14 protein-coding genes are annotated in these 18,827 nt (G+C 59.0%); 10 read left to right on the top strand and 4 right to left on the bottom strand.

All coding sequences use genetic code 11. From position 1 onward, the window contains the following. Window positions 1–2 precede the first annotated feature (2 nt). From BJF91_RS05070 to BJF91_RS05020, 10 genes are all read left to right on the top strand, one after another. Window positions 3–1,970: a hydantoinase B/oxoprolinase family protein gene (locus BJF91_RS05070; protein WP_075613383.1), complete on the top strand. Its 1,968-nt coding sequence runs from the start codon at window positions 3–5 to the stop codon at window positions 1,968–1,970. A gap of 158 nt (window positions 1,971–2,128) precedes the next feature. Beyond that, window positions 2,129–2,983, top strand: a complete 855-nt coding sequence (locus tag BJF91_RS05065; protein ID WP_075613382.1) for an FAD binding domain-containing protein — start codon at window positions 2,129–2,131, stop codon at window positions 2,981–2,983. Further along, on the top strand, window positions 2,980–3,462 hold the full coding sequence (locus tag BJF91_RS05060; RefSeq protein WP_075613381.1) for a (2Fe-2S)-binding protein: 483 nt from the start codon (window positions 2,980–2,982) through the stop codon (window positions 3,460–3,462). The genes BJF91_RS05065 and BJF91_RS05060 overlap by 4 nt, the downstream gene beginning before the upstream one ends. Then, window positions 3,455–5,803, top strand: coding sequence for a xanthine dehydrogenase family protein molybdopterin-binding subunit (locus tag BJF91_RS05055; protein ID WP_075613380.1), 2,349 nt, complete (start codon window positions 3,455–3,457; stop codon window positions 5,801–5,803). Before BJF91_RS05060 ends, BJF91_RS05055 begins: the two co-directional genes overlap by 8 nt. Window positions 5,804–6,124: 321 nt before the next feature. Then, window positions 6,125–7,507, top strand: a complete 1,383-nt coding sequence (locus BJF91_RS05050; protein ID WP_075613379.1) for an aspartate aminotransferase family protein — start codon at window positions 6,125–6,127, stop codon at window positions 7,505–7,507. Between the two features lie 560 nt (window positions 7,508–8,067). Beyond that, the gene (locus BJF91_RS05040; protein ID WP_075613377.1) at window positions 8,068–8,820 is read left to right on the top strand and encodes an ABC transporter ATP-binding protein; all 753 of its coding nucleotides are present in this window, start codon (window positions 8,068–8,070) and stop codon (window positions 8,818–8,820) included. Beyond that, window positions 8,817–9,551: an ABC transporter ATP-binding protein gene (locus tag BJF91_RS05035; protein WP_075613376.1), complete on the top strand. Its 735-nt coding sequence runs from the start codon at window positions 8,817–8,819 to the stop codon at window positions 9,549–9,551. The genes BJF91_RS05040 and BJF91_RS05035 overlap by 4 nt, the downstream gene beginning before the upstream one ends. 1 nt (window position 9,552) lies before the next feature. Then, on the top strand, window positions 9,553–10,458 hold the full coding sequence (locus BJF91_RS05030) for a branched-chain amino acid ABC transporter permease (protein ID WP_083943145.1): 906 nt from the start codon (window positions 9,553–9,555) through the stop codon (window positions 10,456–10,458). A gap of 4 nt (window positions 10,459–10,462) precedes the next feature. After that, window positions 10,463–11,545: a branched-chain amino acid ABC transporter permease gene (locus BJF91_RS05025; RefSeq protein ID WP_083943143.1), complete on the top strand. Its 1,083-nt coding sequence runs from the start codon at window positions 10,463–10,465 to the stop codon at window positions 11,543–11,545. 39 nt (window positions 11,546–11,584) lie between these two features. After that, a complete protein-coding gene (locus BJF91_RS05020; protein WP_075613374.1) occupies window positions 11,585–12,787 on the top strand; it encodes an ABC transporter substrate-binding protein in 1,203 nt (400 codons plus the stop codon). An 821-nt stretch (window positions 12,788–13,608) separates the two neighbouring features. Here the strand turns inward: BJF91_RS05020 and melA are convergent. Genes melA through BJF91_RS05000 form a run of 4 tightly spaced genes read right to left on the bottom strand, consistent with a single transcriptional unit; the run spans window position 13,609 to window position 18,821 of the window. Then, window positions 13,609–14,982, bottom strand: coding sequence for an alpha-glucosidase/alpha-galactosidase (gene melA / locus BJF91_RS05015; protein ID WP_075613373.1), 1,374 nt, complete (start codon window positions 14,980–14,982; stop codon window positions 13,609–13,611). A gap of 16 nt (window positions 14,983–14,998) precedes the next feature. After that, window positions 14,999–16,666 carry an ABC transporter ATP-binding protein gene (locus BJF91_RS05010; RefSeq protein WP_075613372.1) on the bottom strand — a complete coding sequence of 556 codons (1,668 nt, stop codon included), beginning with the start codon at window positions 16,664–16,666 and terminating at the stop codon, window positions 14,999–15,001. A 12-nt stretch (window positions 16,667–16,678) separates the two neighbouring features. Continuing rightward, complete coding sequence (locus BJF91_RS05005; RefSeq protein WP_075613371.1) at window positions 16,679–17,812, bottom strand: ABC transporter permease; 1,134 nt, start codon at window positions 17,810–17,812, stop codon at window positions 16,679–16,681. Between the two features lies 1 nt (window position 17,813). Beyond that, window positions 17,814–18,821, bottom strand: a complete 1,008-nt coding sequence (locus BJF91_RS05000; protein WP_075613434.1) for an ABC transporter permease — start codon at window positions 18,819–18,821, stop codon at window positions 17,814–17,816. Window positions 18,822–18,827 lie beyond the last annotated feature (6 nt).

The raw sequence follows: 18,827 nt of genomic DNA, 5'->3' as shown, positions 1-18,827 counted from the left end.
AGATGACCAATCCTATGGAACCCGAACAGAGCCTCGATCCAGTCACCTTTGAAGTCCTCAAGAACTCCTTCATCACCACCGTCGATCAGATGGCCGAGCAGATGCTGCGTACCTGCTATTCCTTTGTCATCTACAATCGCGATTTCTCCAACGCGCTGCATGATGCCGACGGCAATTCCGTGGCGCAGGGCAACTACGACATCGCCGTCCACGTCGGTACGCTGCACAATACCTGCAAAGAGGTGATCCGCGTTTTCGAAAATGACATGGCGCCTGGGGATGTTTATGCAATTAACGACCCTTATGCTGGCGGCACCCATTTCAGCGACGTCCGCCTCGTTCGCCCGATCTTCGATGAGGACGTGCTGATCGGCTTTTCACAATCCAACGGGCACTGGTCGGACCTCGGCGGCTCTGTGCCCGGCTCGTTTGATGTCACGGCGCGCGATATGTTCCGGGAAGGCATGCGCATTACCCCGGTTCGGCTGTTCCAGGCCGGCCGTTTCTGCTCGGATGTTGCCAATCTGATTGCTGCCAATACCCGTGATCCTGCCTCGATCATCGGCGACATCCATTCACAGGCGCAAGCGACACAGGCCGCCGAGCGTGAACTCCTGCGGCTGGTCAAGAAGTATGGCCGCGGCAAGGTCACCCGCGGAATGGAGGAAGTGCAGGACTATGTAGAGCGCGCCGTGCGCAAGCGTCTGGCCGAATTGCCCGATGGCACTTGGGAGACTGTCGATTACATCGACCGTGATCTGGGGGCAGGAGAGGGAATGATCCCGATCCGCATCAAGATGACGATCAAGGGCGACGCTGTGCATTACGACTTCACAGGCAGTCATTCGACGATCGCTTCCATGTACAACTCCGCGCCAGGAGCGACATTTTCCGCTGTTGTCGCTGGCATGAAAACCTTCTTCCCGGATCTGCCGCTCAACAGCGGCTTTTACCGGATGATCCAATTGACGGCACCGAACAATAGCGTCGTCAGCGCCGAGTGGCCGGTTGCGGTCACCGGCTTTCTCATGCCATTTGAGAAGATCATGAACGCGATTTTTGAGATGTGGTCGCAGATCATGCCTGAACGGGCGATCGCCTGCGCTTTCAATCTCGAGTATCTGCTGGCCGGTGGCCGCGATGCGCGCAAGCCAGAAAAGCCGATCTTCATGTTTTATGAGTGGCTGCCGGGCGGCTGGGGCGGACGCAACGGCAAGGACGGTGCCGACGTGACCACCGCTTGCTTCGGCACAGGTCTCATGTCCCAGCCGAACGAAGGCAATGAACGCGTCAATCCCACAAGAACTGTCGAATTCCAGATCAAGCAGGATTCGGCCGGTCCGGGCAAGTGGCGCGGCGGCGTGGGCGTTCAGAAGACGTCCGTGCTGCTGGAAGCCGAGAACGCTGTCATGTCCTACATCTGCGACCGAGAGCGTGCAGTGGTTTGGGGCGTCGAGGGTGGGCTCCCGTCCATGCCCCACGGCCTGACAATTCGCCGCGCCGGTGAAGAGACCGATACATGGCTCGGCTCGGTATTCTCCGACTATCCAGTCTTTACAGGTGATGAATTCGCCCGCCCGACGGCTGGCGGGGGAGGCTTTGGCGATCCGCTGGAGCGTGATCCGCGGCAAGTGCTGGAGGATGTCATCGACGATTACGTTTCGATCGAACGGGCGGTCGTCGATTATGGGGTGGTGCTGGTGGTGATAGACCGCGACATCTGCGCATACGAGATCGACTTGCCCGCTACGGAAGCAGTCCGGGCCGACATCCGCCGCCAGCGGAAGGAATGGGCTAGAATGGACCCGACCGAGGTTTCGTTGCGTTACAAGGCTGGCGAGATAAACGCCCTCGATGCTGTTCGCCGCTTTGCCGTCATCCTCGAATGGGAAAGCGGAGACGTGCTGGAAAAGACGACGGCCCAGTTCCGGGAAAGCTTCGAGAAGCGCAGTGTAGCCCACTGGACGTGAACCAGATGCTGGCGATTGGCGCTCGCTTAGGTCGCGCCCGCCGGTCTCTTGTCGGTTTACCGATATCAAATTCAAGAGAGACTCCTATTTCACATGAGCGCTTAACTGAGACAGTAGGCTGCAACGCCGCACAAGACGGCATTTGAGGTTACTAGAGGATGTTCGATAATCGGGACCGGTCGTTGATCGTTGCGGGCAGTATCGAAGAAGCGCTTGCCGCAGTTGGGCAGGGCGCAAAGATTCTGGCTGGCGGTACATGGCTGATGCGCGATCCGCGGCGTGGCCGTCCGCTTCCCAGCGCTTTGGTCTCTCTGCACAAGCTAGCCGGCTTTAACACTGTCGATATTGAAGCAGATCGCATCGTGATCGGCGCGGCGGTGAGCCATCAGGAACTGGGTCGGTCTCTGGCAGGCTTCGCCGGGCTGGAGGCTGTGGCTGCTGCTGCAGCGAGCGCAGCCAACCCTGCGGTGCGTCGAGTCGCGACCATTGGCGGCAATCTTTGCACGCAGGATTTCTCCGCTGCGGACCTCGTACCAGCGCTTTTGGCGGTAGAGGCGACAGTCGAACTGCAAGGCGTGGACGGCACCTTGGTCATTCCATTCTTTTCATTTCTTGCGGACCGCAAGAGGCTCCTGACCGATATGATGTTATCCAAAGTGTTCCTCCGCCGCGATATCCTTGCCAGTGCCCACGCGCGGTTGCCTTTGCGCCGGGCTGGCGATTATCCTGTAGCCATCGTTTCACTCGCGCTTTGTGCCGACGGAAAAATCTGCGCGGCGGTCGGGTCTGTCGAAGATGTCGGGCGCCGCTGGACAGCCCTTGAAAAGGCGTTTGCCGCACAGCCCGGCGGCAGGCCTGCTGACGCCAAAAGTGCCGAAGCGCTGGCTGTGGAGAGCAATGACTTCAAAGGCCGGGACGGTATCGAGGCGGATGGCTGGTATCGCAGGCAGGTACTCCCGGCCCTTGTCCGTCGCAGTATGTCGGTCCTTTTAAACAGGGAGGTCGGTCGATGACCGTGTCACTTCGTATCAATGGCTCCTCCTACCGCTTCAGCGGCGATCCGATGACGCCGCTGGTGGATGTTCTGCGGAGTGAACGTTTCCTGACGGGCACCAAGGCTGTATGTCGTGAGGGCTTCTGCGGGGCCTGCACTGTCGATATCGATGGACAGGCGGTCATGTCCTGCCTCAGGCCCATAGGCCTGCTGGATGGGGCGATCGTGAACTCGATAGAGTCGATGGCGACGGGCGACGGTCCGCTTCATTCACTCCAGGCCGCCTTCCTGGCCGCCGATGTTGTCCAGTGCGGCATGTGCTTCCCTGGAATGATCATGAGCCTTTCTCCATTCCTAAGGGAAAATCCATCTGCGACCCGGACAGAAGTGAAAGCGGCGATGGTGGGCAACATCTGTCGGTGCACGGGCTACGAGCGCATCATCGATGCGATCATGGATTTCCTCGCCATGCCGAAAGAAGGACCAGTCCATGGATGATGTTTCGGCGACCGTTATGGATCTTCCGCGCCGCGATGCGCGTGACAAGCTGCGTGGACGGACCAAATATACAAACGACCGCACCAGCCCGGACATGCTGCATGCCGTTCTACTGCGCTCGAACGTACCATCCGGACGCATCGTGCGGCTGGATGTGTCGGCAGCCTTAGTTTGCCCCGGTGTTCTGGGCATTGCGACAGGCTTGGATGCGCCCGGTAACTACGGCATAGGTATCGCCGATCATCCTTTGTTTGCGACCGACGTCATCCGATATAATGGAGAGCCGATTGCCGCGATTGCAGCCGAAACCGAAGCAGAGGCCCGGGCCGCTCTTGCGGCAATCATCCTCGAAGTAGAGCCGCTGGCACCGATCCTGACGATGGCCGAGGCGCTGGCTCCAGGTGCGCGCCTCCTGCACGAGGACTGGCGCAGCTACGACGTGCTCTCAGAGGGGGGCGCTCGTGCCGGCAACATTGCCTGGGAGGCGAAGTCGGTCCGCGGGGATGTCGATGCCGCCTTCGCGCGTGATGACGTAACCATCATCGAAAGCTGCTTCACGGTGGGCAGGCAGAGCCATGTTCCCTTTGAACCCCGCGTGGCGATTGGCAGTTGGGAGGATGGGCGTGCCCATATAGAGGCGTCCACTCAGGTGCCATGGACCGTGCGCAACGTCACCGGTCGGGTGATGCAGCTGCCGCCCGGCCGCGTGCGGGTCACCGTCCCGCCTGTGGGCGGCGCGTTTGGGCTTAAATTTGATGCCTCCATCGAACCGATCGCAGCGCTTCTTGCCCGGTTGACGGGCCGCAAGGTTATGATCGAGAACAGCCGGCAGGAGGAGATGGCCACATGCTTGTGTCGCGAGAACGCGGAAATTGCCATCCGGTCAGCCTTGACGGCCGATGGCGAGATCGTCGGACGCGAGGCGGTCGTGCTGATGGACTGTGGTGCCTATGGCGGTGAGCAGATTTTTCTCACCACCATGACATCGCATACGCTTGGCGGCAGCTATCGGCTGGGCGCCGTGCGGCTGGTCAGCCGCGCGGTCTATACGAACACGCCACCCAATGGTGCTTTTCGCGCCTGTAATGGTGTCTACAACGGCTTCGCGTTGGAACGGCATACAGATGAAATCTGCGCCGCGCTCGACATAGACCCTCTGGAATTCCGCAAACGCAATGTCTTAGGCAATGGCGACCTGGGGCCGACGGGCCAGGTCTTCGAAGGCAGCGTTCTACGTCCGATGCTGGAGCGCATGGAGGTGTTGCGGGCAACGACTGGTACGGTTGAGGAAAAGGCGGATCGCCGTCTTTACGGTCGCGCAACGACAGTCGGCACTTGGTTCATCTTCGTCGGGCCCTCTGCCGCAACAATCAACCTGAATGCCGACGGCAGCGCGACGCTGGTAACGTCAGGTGTCGAAATCGGTTCTGGCACGATGATGCAGTCGCTGCCTCAGATCGTCGCCGGACAGCTTGGACTGCGGCCGGAGCAGGTCGTGGTCCGCGAGGCCGACACGGACGCCGCAGGACTCGACGCGGGCGTCGGAGGCGGTCGCACCACGGTTTCCATCGGTGCGGCAAGCATCGATGCCTCTGCGGAAGTTAGGGAAAAGCTGTTGCGTACCGCAAGCGAGATGTTGCAAACCGCGCCAGAAAGGCTCGTCTTGCGAGAGGGCCGGGTGGAAATCGTTGACCGCCCCGGTTCCGGAATATCAATTCCAACAGTGGTCGCCCATGCGCAGGCGACAACAGGGCCGATCAGCGGCACAGGCAGCTTCACTGCTAAGAATACGCCGGCCATGTCCGGTTGCGCGATGGGCCATTTCATCGATGCTCTGGATATCCCGGTCTTTGTCGTTCACGAGGCGGAGGTGGCAGTCGATGCGGATACCGGGCACGTCGAAGTGCTCGCCTACCGAGTCGTGCAGGATGTCGGCCGCGCCCTCAACCGACGCGCCATCATGGGCCAGATCCAGGGTGGCGTTGTGCAGGGGCTTGGTTACGCGCTCCACGAGGAGATCACGATCACGGATGATGGCCGCATCGCCCAGGATAGTTTCGAAACCTATCGCTTGCCGCTCGCTCAGGATGTCGTTCCCGTTGTCGCCGACCTCTATGAGGGGGCACCGTCGATGGGGCCGCTCGGCACCAAGGGGGCTGGCGAGGTTCCGATCCTCGCTGTCGGCTCGGCCATCGCCTGCGCCGTTGCCCGCGCGATCGGCAAGCCTGTATCGCAGCTGCCGCTTACACCACCGCGGGTACTGCAGTTGATACATGACCGCGAACCCGCTCCCGTCCATCCACATATCGCGGTGAGCTGGGCGGCCAATACGCTGGGCTGAGATAAACTGCGGGGCGGGTGACGTCAGTACAAGAAGTAAAGGTTCTGATGAGGTGGCACTGCGACATATGCGAGAGCTACGGCAACTCGCGCTTCGGCAACGATGCGGAGATCATGCCACAGTGCACCTGTCCAACATTGCCCATGGCTTCCATGCGTTCGACGGGCGTGAGCGGTATCGATGACGACCTGATCCAACGCGATCTCGCCGTTTGGCGGCGCCAAACAAACCTGCTTGGTCGCGACGTCTGGACGTAGATTATCGAAGAACTCTTGAATGCAAACCATCACCACTATCAGCTCCAGCCTGTGAGATCTTGAGATGACCGTTCTTTCCAATTCACTTGCCGCCGCAGACATTGCTACGACCCTGCATCCAAACACGAACCTGCGCCAGCACGAGCGCACCGGTCCGCTCGTTATCGATCGCGGGGAAGGCATCCGCGTCTATGACGAGCGGGGCAAGGAGTATATCGAGGGGCTCGCTGGCCTTTGGTCCGTCGCCGTCGGCTTTTCCGAACCACGGCTGGCAGAGGCTGCGTACAAGCAGATGCTAAAGCTGCCGTACTATCACACCTTCTCCTCCAAGTCGCACGAACCATCAATCCGCCTTGCCGAGAAGTTGGTGGAAATGACCCCGCCGAACATCAATCGCGTGTTCTGCACCTCCTCCGGCTCGGAAGCCAACGACACTATCGTCAAGATGGTCTGGTACATGAACAATGCGCTCGGCCGCCCTAACAAAAAGAAGTTCCTGTCACGCATCAAGGGCTATCACGGCATTACCATAGCTTCGGGTAGCCTTACCGGGCTGCCGGTGAACCATCGCGACTTCGATTTGCCGGCCATTCCGGTTCATCATCTGACATGCCCCCATTTCTACCGCTTCGGTGCCGAAGGCGAAGACGAGGCAGCATTTACCGCGCGCCTGCTTGCCGAGCTGGAAACCGTCATCTCGACAGAGGGGGCCGACACCATTGCCGCGTTCATCGGGGAGCCGCTGATGGCGGCGGGCGGCGTGCTGCCACCTCCGGCCGGCTATTGGGAAGGCGTTGAGCGCATCTGCCGGGCCAACGACATTCTCATCGTTTCCGACGAAGTCATCTGCGGCTTCGGCCGCCTTGGTAAGTCGTTCGGCTGCCAGAAATACGGTTTCACGCCCGATATCATGACGTTGTCGAAGCAGATCACGTCATCCTACATGCCGTTTGCCGCCGTCATGTTTTCCGACGCTATCTATCAGGCGATTGCAGACAATTCGGAAAAGATCGGTGTCTTCGGCCATGGCTTCACCGCCTCCGGTCATCCCGTAGCCTCGGCGGTTGCGCTCGAAAACCTTGCGATCATTGAGGAACGCGACCTGATCGGCAGTGCGGCGCGGCTCGAAGCGCAGTTTCAGGCCGGCCTTCAGGCCTTCGCTCACCATCCGCTCGTGGGTGAGGCCCGCGGCGCGGGCTTGATCGGCGCGGTTGAGCTCGTTTCCAACAAGGCCACGCGCAAGCCATTCGAAAAGATCGGCAGGGCAGGAGCCATCGCTTCAGCCATCGGGCATGAAGAAGGGCTTATATTCCGCGCCATCGGCGACCAGCTGGCGCTTTGCCCGCCGCTGATCGTCACGTCGGACGACATCACTGAGATCATGGCGCGCATGGGCAGGACACTTGATCGACTTCCGGCTGCCGTCGCTGCAGAAGGCCTGGCTTGAGCGGCGGCGAGATGATGCCCCGGTCAAGGAAACCCTAACCGCCGACGGCTCGACATTCTTCACCAGTTACTCGTGCGCGGGACATCGGCGCCCTGATGGGCTGCATGACCGAGGAATGCACCTTCCGCGGTTTGGCGGGGATGGACGCCGAAGTAAGCCTGCATATCGGCAGGGACGCGGTTTATTCGCTTTATGCCGCACTTCTCGCTCCGCAGTGCAGAGATAGCCAATTCCTGCGTCTATCTGGTCGGCAGTTCGTGCGGCCGTCAAGCGATGAACGCGAACGCAAAGGTGGTCCAACCGTCTGAGGCGCTCGGTACGGCTCCGGCGGGGGCGGAGACGCGGAGAGGGGCGATCGGCCAACTGCGGCTCTTCTTAACGCTGAATGACAAAGTCCGGCACGCGCAGCGACAAGACGAAGCAGTAAAACGGCGTGAAGTTGGGCGGCAAGTGATCCGAAGAGATCGCCGGAACCGATGGGGAACATTGTCGAGATTTAAAGGCCGAATACGGCCCGTCTCCGCATGCCCATTCCGTCACAATACAAGGAACTGGGCCTTATGAATCAATTAAGTACGCACAATGTTTCCGTTACCTTTGCCGGGCTCAAGGCGCTGTCATCGGTGACGCTCGACATTACGCCGGGACACATCAGCGGTTTGATCGGTCCGAACGGAGCCGGCAAGACCACGCTGGTCAATGTGTTGACGGGATTTCAGGCGCCGACCGAGGGTGCAATCAAGCTTGACGGATCGTCGCTCGCAGGCCTCAAACCTCATCAGGTGCGGCGCCGAGGGATTGCAAGAACTTTTCAGGGCGGACGGCTTTTCCGCGATCTGCCGGTCATCGACAATCTGGAAGTGACCGGCGTCGGATTGGGTATGAGCCGACGCACCGCCGTTGCGGAAGCCGAAGCCATGCTCGAGTGGATCGGCATCGGCGCGCTCGGCTCGCGCATCGCTGGGACCTTGCCCTACACCGACGAGCGGCGGGTTGCCATCGGACGCGCCCTGATAGGCCGCCCGGCCTATATTCTTCTCGACGAGCCTGCCGCCGGCATGAGCAGTCACGAAGCGGCTGAATTGTCGGCGCTGGTGCGTCGGATCGCCCGCGAGCTTCGCTGCGGTGTGCTGATCATTGAACACAATGTCGGCCTCGTCCTCGGGCTCTGCGACCATATCGTCGTGCTGGATTCCGGCGCGGTCATTGAGGAGGGAACGGCAGCCGCCATCCGTGCCAGCGAAAAAGTGCGGCATGCATACATGGGCACTGCCGCCACCAACGATTTGCCCGTCGCGGAGACGCTCCAATGAGCATAATTGCTGTCTCAGATCTCGCCATCCGCTATGGGCGGCTCACCGCCGTACGCGACGTGTCGTTTGCAATGCAGGAAGGGGAAATCCTCTTCATTACCGGCCCGAATGGTGCAGGTAAATCGTCGCTGATGCGCGCCATCGCAGGCGTGACGCCCACGGCAGCGGGAAGAATAGAGTTCGCGGGACAAGATATCACCGGCATGGCGCCGGAAGACATCGCCCGCCTTGGCTTTTCCATGGTGCCGGAGGGCCGCGAGGTCTTCGGTTCTCTGACAATTGAGGAGAACCTTATGGTCGGCACAGGCATGCGCGCTCGCGAAAGCGGCTGGCGCGGTCGTGCCGCCACCGAACTCGAAGCTGTCTATGATATCTTCCCGATCCTGAAGGAGCGCCGCAACGGCCAGGCCGGCCTACTTTCGGGCGGCCAGCAGCAGATGCTCGTCATCGGCCGCGCGCTGATGACCAATCCCCGCCTGATCGCGATTGACGAGCCATCGCTCGGGCTAGCTCCGAACATCACCGATCAAGTCTATGAGCGGCTGATCGCGCTGCAAGCGCAGCGTAACCTGACGCTGCTGATCGTCGAGCAAAGCTTCGCCCGTGCACTCATGGTTGGCGGTCGCATGATCCTCATGCGCGGCGGCGAGATAGTGCTCGACGGAGACGCGCGCGTCCTCGGCAATAGCGAAGCCGTTCAGGCCGCATATTTCGGCTACGAGGAACACTGAGATGCTCCAAATTATCTTCGATTCATTGTCTTTTGGATCTCTATATGCTCTTGGCGCGCTAGGCATCGCGCTGATCTTTGGCGTCATGCGGCTGGTCAATTTTGCCCATGGCGATGTCATCGCTTTTTGCATCTTTGCGCTGCTATGGCCTTCCACGGACGCGATAGCCCTTGTCTTTGCCGGCAACCTGCCATGGTTCCTGCTGATCCCGCTGATTCTCGCCGTCGGGGCAGGGCTGTCTGTGCTCTGCGAGATCGTCGTCTTCCGTCACTTCCGCCGCGCCAATCCGGCGACGATGATGATCGCCTCCTTCGCGCTCGGCTTTGTCATCCGCTACTTCCTGCTGATGCTGTTCACAAGCCGACCCAAGTCCATCTCACTACTGCCTGCGCTTTCGCAGCCGGTGCAGATCTTCGGAGCCCGGCTTCCGCTGCTGCAGTTAATGACCATCGTTGCGACGGTGCTTATCCTGATTGGTCTCTCGCTGTTCCTGCGGCGGACCCGCTTCGGCCTTGAAATGCGGGCCGCAGCAGAAAATTTCTCCATGGCCCGTATGCTTGGCGTCCGAGCCAATCGCGTGATTATGGCCGCTTTTGCCCTTTCCGGAGCGCTTGCTGGCGCTATTGCAATGATCTTTGGCAGCCAGACCGGGACGGCCGACATCCAGATGGGCGCTTCGATCATGCTGATGGCTTTCATCGCCACCGTGATCGGCGGTCTCGGCAGCCTGGCTGGCGCAGTCCTTGCCGGCTTCCTGCTCGGCGCTGCGTCCGTCGTCATGCAGGTCGTGTTGCCGGTGGATGCACGTCCGTTTCGTGATGCCTTTGTATACGGCGCCGTTATCCTCATCCTCCTCTTCCGTCCGCAAGGTTTGATCGCCGCGCGCGGCACCAAGGAAAGGGTCTGATCCCATGACAACAGTCACTGTTCCCACCTTGCCGGACGAACTCGCTCCACGGAAAAAGCCGCCGCGCTTCTGGCTTGCGCGCAAGACAATAATGACGCCGATCCTGCTTTCACTGCTGATTGTGGTGATAGCCTGTCTGACTGTCATGACCGGCTCCAGGCCCCTCAACCAGGCGGTGATCGACGTTTTCGTCCGAGTGACGCTCGTTGTGGGCCTCTATATCTTCATCGGCAACTCCGGTGTGCTCAGTTTCGGCCACATTGGCTTCACCTGTCTGGGCGCCTATGCCGCTGCATGGCTGACCATCAGCCCTATGATGAAAAAGAGTGCTTTGCCGGGATTGCCGGCTTGGTTGCTGGACACCAAGCTACCCTATTGGGAATCCGCTGTATTTGCTGCGCTATTTGCCGGGTTGGCGGCGCTGATACTGGGAAAAGTCCTGATGCGCCTATCCGGCATCGCAGCGTCAATCGCCACCTTCGCCGTACTTGCCATGATCAACACCGTCTATTCCAACTGGGAAAATGTGACGGGCGCCACGTCGTCGGTCGTCGGCATTCCGATCGTTCGAGCCATCTGGCCTTACGTCATCGCCGCCGTCGTCGCAATCTTCATCGCCTGGGCACATGCTATTTCACGTGCCGGCCTTGCTCTGCGCGCCGCCCGTGACGAGCCGACGGCCGCTGCGGCCTCCGGCGTCGATATTCCCAAAGAGCGCTTGGTTGCCTTCACCATATCCGGTGCAGTCACAGGCCTCGGCGGAGCAATGATGGCCCATTCCATCGGTGTCGTCACACCAGATACCTTCTACCTCGGTCTTACCTTCATCACGCTGTCGATGCTCGTCGTCGGTGGCATGAGCAGCCTGTCGGGTGCGGTGATTGGGGTCGTCCTGCTTTCCGCTCTCATCCAAGCTTTGCGCTGGTTTGAGGCGGGCGTGCCTATCGGCTCAATCACTCTTGCGCTTCCAAAGGGGCTTCAGGAAATCGCCCTCGGCGTCATCATGATCGTGATTCTCGCGCTTCGACCGGCCGGTCTGATCGGTAATCGCGAGATCACGTTCTTCAATCGCAATCGCCATAAATAGCCGGCGGAAATCCCTCTGGTGATAAAAAAGGAACAGCTAATGGCATACCTGAGAAGTTTTATCGCGTCAGCTTTCGCCCTGGTATTCGCCATCGGCGCCCATCCCGCAATGGCCGACGACAGTGAAATCGTGGTCGGCTTCGCCACCGCCTCTTCCGGCTTCATGGAAGCCTACGACAAGCCTGCAGAGGACGCTGCGATGATCCGTATCGACGAGATCAACGCGGCCGGCGGCCTGCTCGGCAAGAAGATTAAAGTGGTTTCGGCCGACACCAAGTCTGACCGTGCCGAAGGTGCAAAGGCCGGCCTGTCGGTCATCGACCAAGGTGCTAAGCTGGTTGTGGTCTCCTGCGACTACGATTTCGGCGCGCCGGCTGCGCTCGCAGCCGAAGATGCCGGCCTTATATCCTTCTTCCTATGCGCTGAATCGGTCAAGGCGGGCATACAGGGTGTCGGCCCGCATAGCTTCTCGGCGTCAGTTCTTGCCGCAGTGCAGGGTGCGACGATGGCGGAATGGGCATTCAAGGATAAAAAGGCGAAGACCTTCTATCGCCTGCTCGACACCTGGACGGAATACAACAAGGGCATCTGCGACGGCTTCGACTGGATGATGCCGAAACTTGAAGCTCAGGGCGCCAAGCTCGTGGGCCAGGACACGTTCAAGAACGACGATGCCTCGATTGCCGCACAGATCACACGCATCAAATCGCTGCCCCAGGAACCTGACGCGATCATGCTATGCACGATGATGCCGGGCGCTGTCTCGGCCATCAAACAGATCCGTGCCGCCGGCATCAACTCGATGATCCTCAACGGTTCAGGGGTCGATGGCAGCTACTGGCTATCGGCTGTGCCTGACCTGTCGAACTTCTACACCCCGGTCCAGGGCTCCATCTACGGTGACGACCCCAACCCGGAAGTCCAAAAATTCAACGCAGCATACAAGAAAAAGACCGGCACGGATCCATCCAGCCAATACGTTTATCCGGGTTATTCGATGATCGATGTGTGGGCAAAGGCAGTCGAACGAGCCAAGACAACGGACGCCGACGCCGTTGTGAGTGAGCTTGAAAAAATGAATGCCGAACCGACGCTCTTCGGGCCACGCACTTTTACCAAGGAACTGCATCATCAGAACCAGGCCCGCTACCTGATTGTCGAAACAAAGAACGGCAAGCCGAGTGTCGTTGGCAACTGGACCATTTCAGAGCCAGTCCCCATGGATGCGCTCGTCAAAAAATAGAAATCAGGTGCGGATCTGCAGACTGAAGAGGCCTCGCCGCTATTGCGGCGGGGTATATTGCGTTCAGACAAGTCGTAACGTCTTTGTAGCCGTCAACCGCAGAAAACGCGTATCACAGTCGACTTTGGATCCGTCACAGCTTCCGTTGCCGTGCCGCTATGAACAAAATTCAGGCGCGAGGGGGTATCAGTAGCGACACGTTCATTCCGACCGTAGTGCCGTGACTCGTCGGGAATCTTTAAGCCTGCCGTCGCTGAAGATGGGCCTCCGACGTATTTCTGATATCGGGAGGCACCGCAAGCATCAGCAGCCTTTACGGAACCTTGCGGGGACTGTGGCACAGTAGTGCATCCGCTGAGGGAAATGACTGCCAGAGAAAAGGGCACCATGAGGATTAGTTTCATGTTCTTTCTTTCGGTCGGTTCACTTGGAATACCAAGCATCAATACGCATTTGCGACTTTGATGTACGTTCCGAAATTGCAACTTTCGGCAAATTTTTTACGTATAAATTGAAATTAAGTGACTGAAAGAGATGTCAATTTCGGTTTTCGATGCAGAGATAATCCGGCTGCTTCCAACATGAGACTCCGGACTCTCGCCAGATTTTGGGTGGTCCGTCACTTCAGGGAAACGGACGCACCTTATCCGCTCCGCATTCCTCCATCCGAACGCTCTAGAGCATTGCGGTGAGAACGGTTGGAGATCTAAAACAGCAAATTGAACCGCTGCGGTCATGGCCCGCAACGAGAACCTGATTCTGAACAGGGCCGCGAAACTGCGGTCTTAAATGCAGTTTCGCGCTTCCTAGATGCCGGCCATTCAGCTCGCTTTTGCGTATCCGCCGCTAGTCTGTGTCCAGTCCGGCAGCCAAGCCCGATGGGCGACAAGAAGATCATCGACAAGCGACCAGATCTGATCGAGGTCGAGTTCGGCGGCCGTGTGAGGATCCATCATGGCAGCATGATAGATGTGCTCGCGGTTTTCGCTCATGAGTGCACGCACTGTCAGTTCCTGCACGTTGATGTTGGTGCGCATCAAGGCCGTCAGCTGCGGGGGCAGATCGCCGATGAAGGTGGGCTGAATGCCGTTATGGTCGACCAGGCATGGCACTTCCGCAGCGCAATCGGCCGGCAGAGAGGTGATGCAGCCATTGTTGCGCTGGTTGCCGTAAATGACGGACGGCTCGCCGGTCCAGACCGAATTGATGATGGAGGACGCGTATTCCTTCGATTGCTGCACCTCGATCCGCTCCGCAGAGCGGTATTCGGCAGCCTGCGCCTTCCATCTGTCGATCTGCTCGATGCAGCGCTTGGGATATTCATCGAGCGGAATGCCGAATTTTTCGATCAGGTCTTCCCGACCTTCTTTGATGAAATAGGGCGTGTATTCGGCAAAATGCTCCGAGCTTTCAGTCACGAAATAGCCAAGGCGTGTCAGCATTTCATAGCGCACCTTGTTGGGGCAGCGCGGGTTCCAGCCGGGCTTGGGGGCGCGGCCCTCGCGGTAGCCACGCACGAGATCCGGATAGAGGTTACGGTAGCTGCCGTCCTTCTGGCGATGCTCGAACTCCAGAAAGAAAGCCATGTGATTGATACCGGCGGAGCGGTAGCGAATTTCTTCGTATGGAATATCAAGATCGTGCGCCAGTTCCATCGCCGTGCCCTGCACCGAGTGGCAGAGCCCGACCTGCCGGATGGCAGGATATTTTTCCGCAATGGCCCATGTGTTGATCGCCATCGGGTTCACATATTGCAGCATAATGGCGTTGGGGCAGACCGCCATCATGTCCTCGCAGATCTTCCAGAGATGCGGCACGGTGCGAAGCCCCCGCATGATGCCACCCACACCGAGCGTATCGGCAATCGTCTGGCGTAGACCATATTTCTTCGGCAGCTCAAAATCGGTCACCGTGCAAGGCTCATAGCCGCCGATCTGGAAGGCAACAACGACGAAATCCGCATCTTGAAGCGCGCGACGTTGGTCGGTGTAGGTCTCGGCCGTTGCATTTACGCCAAGTGTGGCAATCAGCTTATTGACGACGATGGCACTCTCTTCCAGGCGCTGCGTATTGATATCCATCAACGCAATGGTGGCCTCTGAAAGAGCTGGCCTTTGCAATACGTCGCCGACGATGTTCTTCATGAACACCGTAGAACCTGCGCCGATGAATGTAATTCTGGGATGTCTTGCCATGTCAGTCCTCCTGCAATCAGGCGATTTCGAAGGCGGCCTTTACAAGCCGCTGGGTGTATTCGGTCTTGGGATTGGACAGCACGTCGGCTACGGGACCCTCATCAACGATCCGGCCATGCTGCATGACGATAACGCGGTGGCAGAGCGCCCGCACCACTTTGAGGTCGTGGGAAATGAAGAGGTAGCTAAGCCCACGTTCATCTTGCAGCTTACGCAGCAATTCGATGATCTGCGCCTGCACCGACAGATCGAGTGCCGAGGTCGGCTCGTCCAGCAGAATGAATTCAGGATCCAGTGCAACGGCCCGCGCAATAGCGATGCGTTGACGTTGGCCGCCGGAAAACTCGTGTGGGAAGCGAGAAAGGATATTACCCGGCATGCCGGCAGCCTCAAGGGCATCCTGAACCCGGTCCAACCGTTCTGCCCGGGTTTTACCGATGCCGTTGACGATCAAGCCCTCTTCGATGATCTGGCCGATGGTCATGCGCGGATTGAGCGAGGCGAACGGGTCCTGGAAGACGATCTGCATGCGGGCGCGTAAAGGCTGCATTTGCTTGCGTGTGCGGCCATCGACCCGCTCTCCGTCAAACAGGATCTCGGCGGCTGCCGGCTCGTTGAGGCGCAGGAGCGATTGTCCGAAGGTCGTCTTGCCGGAACCGGATTCCCCGACGATCCCAAGAGTTTCATGGCGGCAAAGGGTCAATCCCAAGCTGTCGACAGCCACCAGTTCGCGCATGTCCGGCTTGAAGAAGCCGCCGTGTTGCATCATGAAGGACACCCTCACGCCGCGGGCAATCAGAAGCGGCGAAGCCCCGTTCGGTAGCGGCCGCGCACGGCCCTGCGGTTCCGATGCAAGCAGCTTCTGAGTGTAGGGATGGCGAGGATCGGCAAATATAGCCTGCGTCGTGTTGTGCTCGCGCATTTCGCCATGCTGCATCACATAGACATAGTCGGAGAACTTACGCACGATGGTGAGGTCGTGTGTGATCAGCACCACCGCCATGCCGCGCGCCTGCTGGAGATCACGGATCAGGTTGAGGATCTGAGCTTGCACCGTGACATCAAGCGCGGTGGTTGGTTCGTCGGCGATTAGCACATCAGGGTCATTGGACAGCGCCATGGCGATCATCACGCGCTGCCGCTGGCCGCCGGAAAGCTGATGCGGATACTGTTTCAAACGCGCCTCGGGTTCAGGGATCTGAACCTGCCGCAGCAGTTCAAGGGCACGCGCTTCTGCTTCTGTGCGGCTGATCCTTGAATGCACTCGGATTGCCTCGACGATCTGGCTGCCGATCGTGTAAAGCGGGTTCAGCGAGCTCATCGGCTCCTGGAAAATCATCGAGATCCGGTTGCCGCGCAGCGCGCGACGGGCCTTTGGAGAAAATTTCAGGATATTCTGCCCGTTGAAAGTGATCGTCGCATCAGCCGAAACCCGCGCGCGTTTGGTCAAGAGCCCCATTACCGTGCGGGCCGTGACCGACTTGCCTGAACCGGATTCGCCAACGATGGCAATGGTTTCACCTTGATACAGCTGAAACGAGATGTCCTTCACGGCCTCGACCTGCCCATGCTCCACCTTGAATGTCACAGCGACGTGCCGTGCATCCAGAATGGGATCTCCATTTCTATTTGCGTGATCGAACCGCGTTTCGGGCGCAAAGGCGTTCAGTCTTGCAAGAGCCATAGGGCAATTTCCTCAATATGGATCGACGGCATCACGCAAACCATCGCCCAGCGCATTAAAGGCGAAGACGGCGACGAGCACGAACGCGACGGGTGAGAGAATCCAGGGATAGGAACCGATGACTGAATAGGTGGCCGTGTCCTGTAGCATCAGGCCCCATGAGATCAGCGGCGGCTTCACAGCAAAGCCTAGGAAGCCAAGAAAGGATTCCAACAGGATGACTGTCGGTATTTGCAGGGACACCGCCACGATGACGTGGCTCATCACATTCGGTAGAATATGCTGGAAAATGATCCGCCGATCGCTGGCACCGACGGCGATTGCTGCCCGCACATATTCTATTCGGGCAAGCGCCAGAGTCTTGCCGCGCACCTCACGCGACATCTGGGCCCAACCGAGCGCCGACATGACGACGACCACGAAGGTGAGAAACACGTTGGTCGGGGCCGTGACCGGAATTAGCGAAGTCAGCGCCAGGTAAAGCGGCAATTGCGGAAAAGCCAGAACTATGTCCACGAAACGCTGTATCCAGGCATCTGCTGCGCCACCGAAATAGCCGGAAACCAGGCCGACGCTGGTTCCGACCACCGTGACGACCGTGACAACGCTCAGCGCGATTGCCAGCGAGATGCGCGCCCCATGAATGGCACGGGACAGCACATCACGACCGAATTTATCGGTGCCGAGCAGATGCACCGGCTGGCCATCCGTTGATCCGAAGAAATGACGGTCCATGCTGATGAAGCCAAACAAGCGGTATTCCGCTCCCTTCACTAAGAAGCCGAGTAGGCGCGGATGCTCGAGATCAGGTCCGACGACTGGCTGGAAGGTGACGGGGTCGAGTTCCCCCGTTTCGGCCGTGGCATAGACCCGCGGCGTGAGCGTGAGGTTTCCGTCCTTATCGTGAAAGCTTATCGCTTGCGGGGGCGAAAAGCTTTCATGCGTTTCCATCGGGTTCATCGGTGCAAAAAAGTCAGCGAATACCGCCATCAGTACCAGCATGACGATAAGAATGAGCCCGATCATGCCAGTAATGGAGCGGCGAAAACGTCGCCATACCAGCGCGGCGTATCTCTCGTTGCTGTGGGCCTTCTGCCGGTTGTCCACAACGGTCGCTTCGGTCTCGGATCCGTGTACAGCCACCATCCTACGCCCTCCCGAATTCGCGAACCCTTGGGTCCAACAGTGCCAGCAGCATGTCGGCGATGATATTGCCAACCACAAGCGTTGCGGCCAGCACCATCATGAATGTTGCGGTGACATAGACATCGCCAACCGCCATAGATCCGACGATCGCGGGCCCAACGGTCGGCAGCGCAAAGATAATCGCGGTTTCGATTTCGCCGCTCAGCATGTACGGCAGTACGACCCCCTGATACATAACGAGAGGGTGCAGCGCATTCGGCACGGCATGGCGCAGGATGACGGAGCCTTCCGACAGACCCTTGGCTCGGGCGGTTTCGATATACTGCGCGTTCAGAGTATCAAGGAGATTGCCGCGCATCACCCGCATATTGTAGGCGAGCCCGCCGAAGACGGCGATGGCGACCACCGGCCAGATGTGATGGATCAGATCCGCGATCTTCGCGAATGACCAGGGGGCTCCCCCATATTGCGGCGAGAAGAAGCTGCCGATCTCCGACACTTCAAAATGAAATACCATCAGGTAAACAAGCACGAGCGCCATCAGAAAGCGCGGAATGGTCATCCCCAGAAACGAGACCGCCGACAGAACATTATCTATCCAGGAATACTGGCGGGTTGCGGCCCAGATGCCGAAAGTGATGCCAAAGACCGATGCCAGGATATGGCACACAAGAGCAAGCGCCAGCGTGCGCGGCAATCTTTCGCCCACGACCTCCGCCACTGGCTTGTTATAATAGAAGCTGTAGCCGAAGTCGCCGCGGGTCACGATACCGGTGATCCAATTGGCATATTGCACGACCATCGGCTTATCGAGCCCGTGCTCTACCCGGTAGGCCTGTGCTTCTGCTTGCGCCTGCTCGAAGGAAGCGCCACCCTGGTTCATGAGTTGCGAGCGGATGTAGTCTGCATAGTCGCCGGGTGGGGCCTGAATGATCGCAAACGTAACGATGCTGAGGATCAACAGCACCGGCACAGCCGATGCGATCCGCGTCAGGAGAAATCTCAACATGGCATT

Origin of the sequence: Gillisella taibaishanensis (genome assembly GCF_001938985.1) — a bacterium.
Classification (GTDB): domain Bacteria; phylum Pseudomonadota; class Alphaproteobacteria; order Rhizobiales; family Rhizobiaceae; genus Allorhizobium; species Allorhizobium taibaishanense.
Note: the sequence above shows the minus strand (reverse complement) of the source record. Positions and strands in the feature narration are given on the sequence as shown.